Source organism: Streptomyces sp. NPDC059456, assembly GCF_042750055.1.
Taxonomy (GTDB): Bacteria; Actinomycetota; Actinomycetes; order Streptomycetales; family Streptomycetaceae; genus Streptomyces.
Genome location: NZ_JBHYVA010000391.1, coordinates 1 through 7875 on the forward strand (window position 1 = coordinate 1; position 7875 = coordinate 7875).

Annotated in this window: 5 protein-coding genes; 4 read left to right on the forward strand and 1 reads right to left on the reverse strand. The window is 71.4% G+C overall.

Features of this window, described 5'->3' with window-relative positions:
- Positions 1-428 precede the first annotated feature (428 nt).
- Positions 429-1238 (forward strand): dienelactone hydrolase family protein, encoded by an 810-nt coding sequence (locus ACFXA3_RS27830; RefSeq protein WP_385191173.1) that lies wholly within the window; start codon positions 429-431, stop codon positions 1236-1238.
- Positions 1239-1333: 95 nt separating this feature from the next.
- Here the strand turns inward: ACFXA3_RS27830 and ACFXA3_RS27835 are convergent, their stop codons facing one another.
- Positions 1334-1780 carry a hypothetical protein gene (locus tag ACFXA3_RS27835; RefSeq protein ID WP_385191174.1) on the reverse strand — a complete coding sequence of 149 codons (447 nt, stop codon included), beginning with the start codon at positions 1778-1780 and terminating at the stop codon, positions 1334-1336.
- Positions 1781-2302: 522 nt separating this feature from the next.
- Between ACFXA3_RS27835 and ACFXA3_RS27840 the strand changes: the two genes are divergently transcribed.
- The 3 genes from ACFXA3_RS27840 to ACFXA3_RS27850 all read left to right on the forward strand — a co-directional run bounded on the left by ACFXA3_RS27840 (position 2303) and on the right by ACFXA3_RS27850 (position 7804).
- Complete coding sequence (locus ACFXA3_RS27840) at positions 2303-3340, forward strand: lyase (protein WP_385191175.1); 1038 nt, start codon at positions 2303-2305, stop codon at positions 3338-3340.
- 14 nt (positions 3341-3354) lie between these two features.
- Positions 3355-4716, forward strand: coding sequence for a cytochrome P450 (locus ACFXA3_RS27845; protein WP_385191177.1), 1362 nt, complete (start codon positions 3355-3357; stop codon positions 4714-4716).
- A gap of 190 nt (positions 4717-4906) precedes the next feature.
- On the forward strand, positions 4907-7804 hold the full coding sequence (locus ACFXA3_RS27850; RefSeq protein WP_385191178.1) for an ATP-binding protein: 2898 nt from the start codon (positions 4907-4909) through the stop codon (positions 7802-7804).
- Positions 7805-7875: the final 71 nt, after the last annotated feature.

Below are 7875 nucleotides of genomic sequence, written 5' to 3' on the forward strand. Positions count from 1 at the left end.
GGTGCGGATCCCGGGGCCGATGCCTGCGCCGGGGCCGGTACCGGTACCGGTACCGGCGCGACGGGGTCGTCGGCACCGGAGTCCTTCCGCGGGGGGAGACGCCGAGCCGTTTCTTCGACCACCTGAGGTGCCACGTGCGTACCTCTCATCCCTGTGAACGGCTTCGCAGCCTTGCCCGCTGTGTGCGGGGGAATGGTGGCACCGAATGTGATCCTTTCCGTGCGGCCGGGCGCCGCTCCCGCAGGTCGCCCCCGTACGGAACAGGGCCCGTGGCCCGGTCCGGCGCGCGCCGCGTTCACCCGACGGGGTGGGACCACCCGGGCAGGGTGACCGGCCCCGCCCGGGGTTGACACACCTCCGGCCCGGTCGAATTTTTGGCATGGACGCGGCGTACAGTCGGCTGCCGACGCCGACCGAAAGCAGGAGCCATGACAGGTACCGCACCGACCTCCACCCTCGCCGGCTGGCGCCGGGCTCCGTTCGCCGCCGAGGGGCTCTCGTACGACTGCTTCGAGAAGGGCGAAGGACCGGGCGTGGTGCTGCTGCCGGAGCTGCCCGGGATCACGCCCGAGGTGCTCGGCCTCGCCGAGCACCTGGTGGACGAGGGGTTCACCGTCGTGATGCCGTCGCTGTTCGGCACGCCGGGCAAGCCCGTGTCCGTGGCCCGGACCGCGGCGGTCCTCGCCCGCGTGTGCGTCTCCGCGGAGTTCCGGGCGTTCGCCACGAACTCCCGCCGGCCCGTCGCCGACTACCTCAGGGCCCTCGCCCGTGACCTGGCGGCCCGCACTCCGGCGGCGGGGGTCGGTGTCATCGGGATGTGCTTCACGGGCGGATTCGCCCTGGCCGCGGCCGTGGACGAGGCCGTGCTGGCCCCGGTGATGAGCCAGCCTTCGGCGCCGATCGCGGTGAGCGCCGCCGGGCGCGCCGACGCGGGCGTCTCGGAGGGCGAGCTGCGGCGCGTCGTCGAGCGCACCCGTGCCGAAGGCCTCTGCGTGATGGGGCTCCGGTTCAGCGAGGACTGGATGGCCCCGGAGGAGCGGTTCGACACCCTGCGCTCCCGGCTGGGGGACGCCTTCAAGGTCGTCCGGCTCGACTCGTCCCCGGGCAACGGCGACGGCTTCGGCCGGCTGGCCCACGCGGTGCTGACCCTGGAGGTACGCGAAACCCCCGAGGACCACCCGGCGTTGAAGGCCCGGGCGGACGTCACTGCGTTCCTGCACGAACGGCTGCGGGGCTGATGCGGGGCTGATGCGGGGCCGATGCGGCCGGCCCACGGGAAACGCACAGGCCGCGCCGGCTCCGCCGCAGTCACGGGCCGGATTCCCGCGCCGCGTCAGCCGCCGGCCGGCCCCGTGTCCTGCGTGGCGCGGACGATGCCGTCGAGTTCCCGGGCGATCCACTCCCGCTCGGCCGTTTCGCACGGGGACGGCGGCGCCGGCGCAGCGGGCTCCCGGCGGGGGCGGGTGTTGTCCACGACCGCCCAGCCGGTGCCGCCGTCGGGAGCGGCCAGTTCGACGAGGCGGTGATCGAGGTGGCCCGTGATCATCACGGCCATGAGGGAGAGGTACTCGCGCTGCAGATCGGGGGCGAGGTCGGGGCCTCCCGGCACTTCGAGGACGGCTTCCCGCCCCTCGGCCAGCAGGGCGCAGGTGGTCTGGACGGCGCGGATCAGCAGTTCGAACCGCTCCCCGCTCAGGCGCGCCCGCAGGACCTCCAGGTAGTGGCCCAGGACATCGGCCTCCTGGCCGTCGTCCGGGTCTGCCGCATGGTGCTCGATCATGTTCCCCGCCCTTCCCCGGACGGCCACGTCCCCCGGCAGTGTAGGGAGCGCCGTGCACCGACACGGCGGTCTTCGGCCACGCATCGATGCCACCTCGGCCCCACGCTCAACAGGCGCCACGTGCAGGACAGTTGGGAGACGGGCGTTCCAACGGTCCCAGCAGTGGCCGGAAGACGTCCCTGGCGGACACCGGCCGGGGTCCGCCGCCCCGGTCGCGCGCCGGATTATGCCGCTCGCATATCCCCCGGGGGCATTCTCCGCGTAATGACAGCGTGAATGCAGTATCTCCTCACTTCCTACATTGACAGTGCGCTGCGCCCTGAGGGTTAATTACTTCACGGGTGGCCTGATGTAGTCGTGTGTGGACGGGTTCCGGGCGGTTCCTGACCGGTTCATTCGGCAGTCGCGGAGCGTTCGGCCGTGACGATGTCCACTGCAGCGGGACGCTCTGAAAACGCACGTGCCGTGACGATCGTACATTGAGCGGGTATTGGCGAATCCGACTCTTCCGTGGGGGGATCAATGGCCCGGCTCGACCCTTTCCCCGTTCCCGATTTCCACCTTCCGTTCGGGAACTCCAAGCATCCGCTGGCCGCACGGGCCAACTCCGAGGCGACGTCGTGGGCGTTGCGCCACGAGCTCGTCACCGATGCCGCCGAGCAGTTCACGGCGATCGGCTGCGGCCACCTCGCGGGCCGGGTGAGCGGCGAGGTGCCGTACGAGACCATCGTCCTGCTCGCCGAGTGGATGGCCTGGTCGTTCGTCCTGGACGACCAGCACGACCACCTCATCAGGAAGGGTGAACTTGCGGCCTGGCGGCCCGTCACCGAAGCCATCACCCAGTATTTGGCCACCGGAACGATCAACAGGGCCTCGTCCCGGCGGAACCCACTGGTGAGCGGATTCGTCGACCTGTGCGACCGCATCCTCGCCGGAATGTCCACGGGAACGGCGGCCCGCTACCGCACCCATGTCCCGTTGATGCTGCGCTCCTTGGACCAGGAGGCGGGCAATCGCGGTGCGGGCAGGCGCCCTTCGGTCCAGGACTACGTCCTCATGCGCCGGCACAGCTCCCAACTGCTGCCCATGATGGACATGGTCGAGGCCGGACTGGGATTCGACCTGCCGCAACACGTCCACGACCACCCGGCATTCCAGGCGGTCGTCGAGAGCGCCGTGGACATCATCTCGTGGGGCAACGACGTGTTCTCCCTGCCCAAGGAACACGCCTGCGGGGACAACAACAACCTCGTGTCCCTCATCTCCTCCTGGGAAGGATGTTCGCTTCCGGACGCGGTCCGGTCGGTGGAGAACCGCATCCAGGTTCGCATAGAGGACTACGTGTCCGCAGAGCGGCGACTGTTTCAAGTCATCGACGACGAGGGGGAGATGGACGCCGAGCTGCGTGCCGCGGTGACCCGCTGCGTGCGGAGTTACGAAGACTGGATGATCGGCGCCGATCTGTGGCAGCGTTACGAGTGCACACGGTACAGCGACGAGCGGTTCGCAGCCGGCCTGGAGTCCGCGTACACCCGTCCGGACCTGGTCTCGGTGGCATGACAGGGAGTGGATCCATGGCCCGTACAGAACGTCCCGGCCCTGTGGTCCACGCCCCCGCGGCCCCGGGGCGGTTACCGCTCCTGGGCCACGCCCTGCCCCTGTGGCGGCAGCCGATCGCGTTCCTCGAATCGCTGCGCGAGCACGGCGACATCGTGCGCCTCGACATCGGCACCTGGCCCGTGCACGTGCTCACGAGCCCGGAGCACGTCCACGCCGTACTGGTCCAGCAGGCCCAGCAGTTCGGGCGCGGGAGGATCTTCGAGCGGCTGCGCCCCATGTTCGGCAACGGCATCGTCACGACCGACGGCGACTTCCACCGCAAGCAGCGCCGGATGGTGCAGCCCGCCTTCCACCGCAACCACATCACCGAGTACGCCGAGGTGATGGGCCGGGCGGCGGAGGCCATGTGCGCCTCGTGGACGGCGGGCCAGGAGGTCTCGATGCTCACGGAGACACGGCGGTACGCCCTGTCCTCGGTGGCCGAGATGACCTTCTCGGGGGGCCTGAGCGGCCAGGCGATCGCCGAGGTGCACCGCTCACTGCCCATCGTCCTGGAGGGGATGCTGCTGCGTGCGGTGATGCCCAAGTCGCTGGACCTGCTGCCCATACCGCCGAACCGGAGGTTCGACGCGGCGGCCGCCCGGCTGCGCGGGGTCATCGACGAGGTGATCGCCCAGTACGGTGCCGAGCAGGCCGAGCAGGAGGAGCGGCACGACCTGCTCTCCCTGCTGCTGTCCAGCGTGGACGCCGACACGGGCGCGACGATGAGCGTCGAACAGGTCCGCGACGAGGTCATCGCGATCCTGTTCGCCGGGACGGAGACCTCGGCCACCACCCTGGCCTGGATCTTCCACGAGCTCGGCCGGCACCCCGAGGTGGAGGAGCGCGTCCAGGCGGAGGTCGACGCGGTGGTGGGCACGGGCCCCGTCCGCCCCGCCGACCTCCCCCGCCTCACGTACACGAACCACGTGTTCCAGGAGGCGCTGCGCCTGCACTCCCCCCTGCTCTTCACCCGGCGGGCCCTCGCACCGCTCGTCCTGGGCGGCGTGTCCATCCCGGCCGGGGCGGAACTGGCCTACAGCCCCTACGCGTTGCACCGGGACCCCGCGCTCTTCCGGGACCCCGCGACCTTCGATCCGGACCGCTGGGAGGAGGAGGGGGAGGAGCAGCGCCGGGCCCACCGGTTCATTCCGTTCGGAGCCGGCCAGCACAAGTGCATCGGTGACTCGTTCGCCGTGTGGGAGATCCTGACCGCCGTGGCGACGGTGACGTCCCGGTGGAAGCTCGTTCCCGCCCCGGGCGTGACGGTGCGTGAACTCCCGGCGGGAATCCCGCAGCCCAGCGAGCTGCCGATGATCCCTGTTTCCCGCCATTGACGGAGAACGGTCGAAACGGCTCGTCCGACGGCAGGTTGATCGATCTTCGGACGTCACAGCGCTCGTGAAGTCAGCAGAGGATACAGCGGTGTCCACGTACGAGTGATGTGATCCCGCAATAATGTGCTTAAGCAGCAATATCTCTTCCTGCGGGTCGTACACTCGGCCGCACGCGCAGGAGGGGGCAGGAATGTCACATGTCACGGAACCGCGAGGATGGGCGTCCCAGCCCCTGCTCGAAAGGGAGTCCGAGATTCTCGCGATCCACCGCGCGGTGGACGATCTCCGTGGCACCACGGACGGCGGTCCCACCGCCCGTCGAGGAGGTGTGCTGACGTTCGCGGGCTCGCCTGGCATCGGCAAGACGACCCTGCTGAACGAGGCCCGCCGGCACGCCGCGGAGCAGTCGTGCACCGTACTGTACGCCCGCGGCGGCGAGCAGGAGCGGCAGGTGCCGTTCCACGTGATGCGGCAGCTGATCCAGCCGGCCTTCGCCGCCATGAGCGAGGAGGAGCGCCGCGAACTCCTCGGCAGTTGGTACAGCATCGTCGCCCCGGCACTCGGGCTGACCGCGGCCCCGCAGGGCCCGACGGCACCCGACCCGCAGGGCGTGCGCGACGGCCTCGACTGGGTCGTCACCCACCTGACGGTGCGCAGCGCTCCGGTCGTCCTGATCCTCGACGACGCGCACTGGGCGGACGCCGAGTCCCTGGCCTGGCTGACCGCGTTCGCGGCGCGGGCCGAGGAACTCGCCATGCTGATCATGGTGGCCTGTCGGCCCGACGAGATCCCCGCGGGCGCCGGTGCGCTGCGCGCGCTCATGGGACGTCAGGGGACGCGGCCGCACGAACTCGCTCCCCTCACCACGGGCGCGGTGGCCCGCATCGTGCGTGACGCCCTGGGCCAGAGCGCCGACGACGTGTTCTGCCGGGAGTGCTGGGCGATCACCGGCGGAAACCCGTTCGAGGTCGTCGAGCTGGCGATGAAGGGCCGCGACCGCGAGCTCAAGCCCCATCAGGACAGCATTCCCGAGCTGCGCGATCTGGCCTCCGCCGTCAAGGGCAGCGGCCTGATCGACCGGCTCGATCAGCTCGGTCCGTCCACCGTGCGGCTCGCCTGGGCCGCCGCGGTGCTGGGCACCGCCGTGCCGACCGGCATCGTCGGCAGCGTGGCGGCGCTCGGCGAGGCCCAGGTCGCCGATGCCATCGGCCGGCTGCGCACGGCCCGCATCCTCACCGTGCTGACCGGCCTGCGGCGCAAGGAGGTCGTGGAGTTCTTCCATCCGCTCATCGCCACCGCCGTGTACCGGTCGATTCCGCCCGGCGTGCGCGTCGCGATGCACGGCATGGCGGCCCAGGCCCTCGTCGACGACGGACAGGGCGCCGCCGCCGCGGCCCGTCACCTGCTGGAGATGCACCCCGACGGCGACCCCTGGGTCGTCCAGCAGCTGCGCCAGGCGGCGCGCGAGAGCTTCTCCGCGGGAGCCCCCGACGCCGCACGCCGCTACCTGTCCCGTGCGCTGCGCGAACCCCCGGACGTGGAGGACCGGGCCGAGGTGCTGTTCGAACTCGGCTCCGCCAACCTCCTGCACGATCCCGCGACCACCATCAACCAGCTCCGGACCGCGCTGGAGGAGCCCAAGGCCGAGCAGAACCTGCGCGAGGCGATCACCTACCGGCTCGCCCAGGCCCTTGCCCACACCGGTCAGCTGGCCGAGGCCGCCGCGCTGCTCCAGGAGGAGGCCAAGAGCGCCACGAACTCCCGTACGCGGCTGCGCATGCAGGCCGAGCAGTTCAAGTGGAACTCGGTCCGCGTCGACGAGGAGAACTCTCCCGCCCGCTCCCGGCTCCTCGCGCAGTTCGCCAAGCGGATCACCGGCCGCGGTCTGGCCGAGCGGCACATCCTGGGTCTGCGGGCCTGGGACGCCGCCATGCGCGGCGAGCCCGCCGGTACGGCACTGGAGTACGCGGAACAGGCGCTCGACGGCGGCTTGAGCTGGACCGACCAGGACTTCGGGTTCGAGGTGCCGGCCGTCGTCGCGGTCACGCTGATGTACTGCGACCAGCCCGGCCGCGCCGAGGAGCTGTTCAACACCGGCATCCTCGAGTTCGAGGCGAAGGGCTGGCGCGGTGCGCACCTGTCGTTCGTCTACACGCTGCTCGGGTACGTCCGCTACCGGCGCGGGCGGCTCGCCGAGGCCGAGGACTTCGTACGCAACGGCCTGCAGATCGCCGACCGCGTCGGGCACGGGATCCCGGCCCAGTGGTACGCGATCGGAACCCTCATCGAGACGCTGCTCGCCCGCGGCAACACCGAGGAGGCGCAACGGGTCGCGCAGGCGTACAAGCTGGGCGAGGACTTCCCGAAGGCGGTCGTCTATCCCGATCCCCAGGCCGTGTGGGGCAAGCTCCTGCTGGCCCAGGGCCGGATCGACGAGGCGGTGCGGCACCTCGGCGCGGCGGGCAAGCGCCTCGACCTGCGCGGCACCCGCAATCCGTCGTGGAGTCCCTGGCAGCTCGACCTGGCGCTCGCGCAGGTGGTCCGCGAGCCCGAGCAGGCCCGCGCCACGGCGGACGAAGCGGTCGCGCGGGCCCGTGCGTTCGGCACGTCCAGTGTGATCGGGCACGCCCTGCGGGTGTCCGCGGCGGCTTCGGACCCGGCGCAGGCGGCCGTCCTGCTGCAGGAGGCGGTGGACCACCTCGAACAGTCCCCGGCGGCCTGCGAACTGGCCCACGCGCTCGTCGACCACGGTACGGCCCTGCACGCCCTCGGTGATCCGCACCGGGCGGCGCAGCAGCTCTACCGGGGCATGGAGACGGCGGCGGTGTGCGGTGCCGACGGCCTGGCCGGCCGGGCCCGCTCCCAGCTCGCGTCGGCCGGTCTGCGGCCGCGCCGGCTGCACACGTCCGAGCAGGACACGTTGACCGTGGCCGAGAACACGGCGGCGGGGCACGCCGCCCTCGGTCTCGACAACGCGGCGATCGCGGCCCACATGCACAGCAACCCGCAGGCGGTGTCCGAGCTGCTGTCGGCGGTCTTCACCAAGCTGGGCACCGACCGCGGCCTGCGCAAGGCCCTGGGGGTCTGACCGCCGGGGCCCCGGGTGACGGGCCCGCGCGGGGCGCCTGCCCGGGCCCCGGTGGGGGGGGCGGCGCCCCC

What these genes read in the sequence shown, in the direction of transcription:
- ACFXA3_RS27830 (WP_385191173.1), top strand. Translation starts at nt 429, where the DNA reads ATGACAGGTACCGCACCGACCTCCACCCTCGCCGGCTGGCGCCGGGCT.
- ACFXA3_RS27835 (WP_385191174.1), bottom strand. Translation starts at nt 1,780, where the DNA reads ATGATCGAGCACCATGCGGCAGACCCGGACGACGGCCAGGAGGCCGAT.
- ACFXA3_RS27840 (WP_385191175.1), top strand. Translation starts at nt 2,303, where the DNA reads ATGGCCCGGCTCGACCCTTTCCCCGTTCCCGATTTCCACCTTCCGTTC.
- ACFXA3_RS27845 (WP_385191177.1), top strand. Translation starts at nt 3,355, where the DNA reads ATGGCCCGTACAGAACGTCCCGGCCCTGTGGTCCACGCCCCCGCGGCC.
- ACFXA3_RS27850 (WP_385191178.1), top strand. Translation starts at nt 4,907, where the DNA reads ATGTCACATGTCACGGAACCGCGAGGATGGGCGTCCCAGCCCCTGCTC.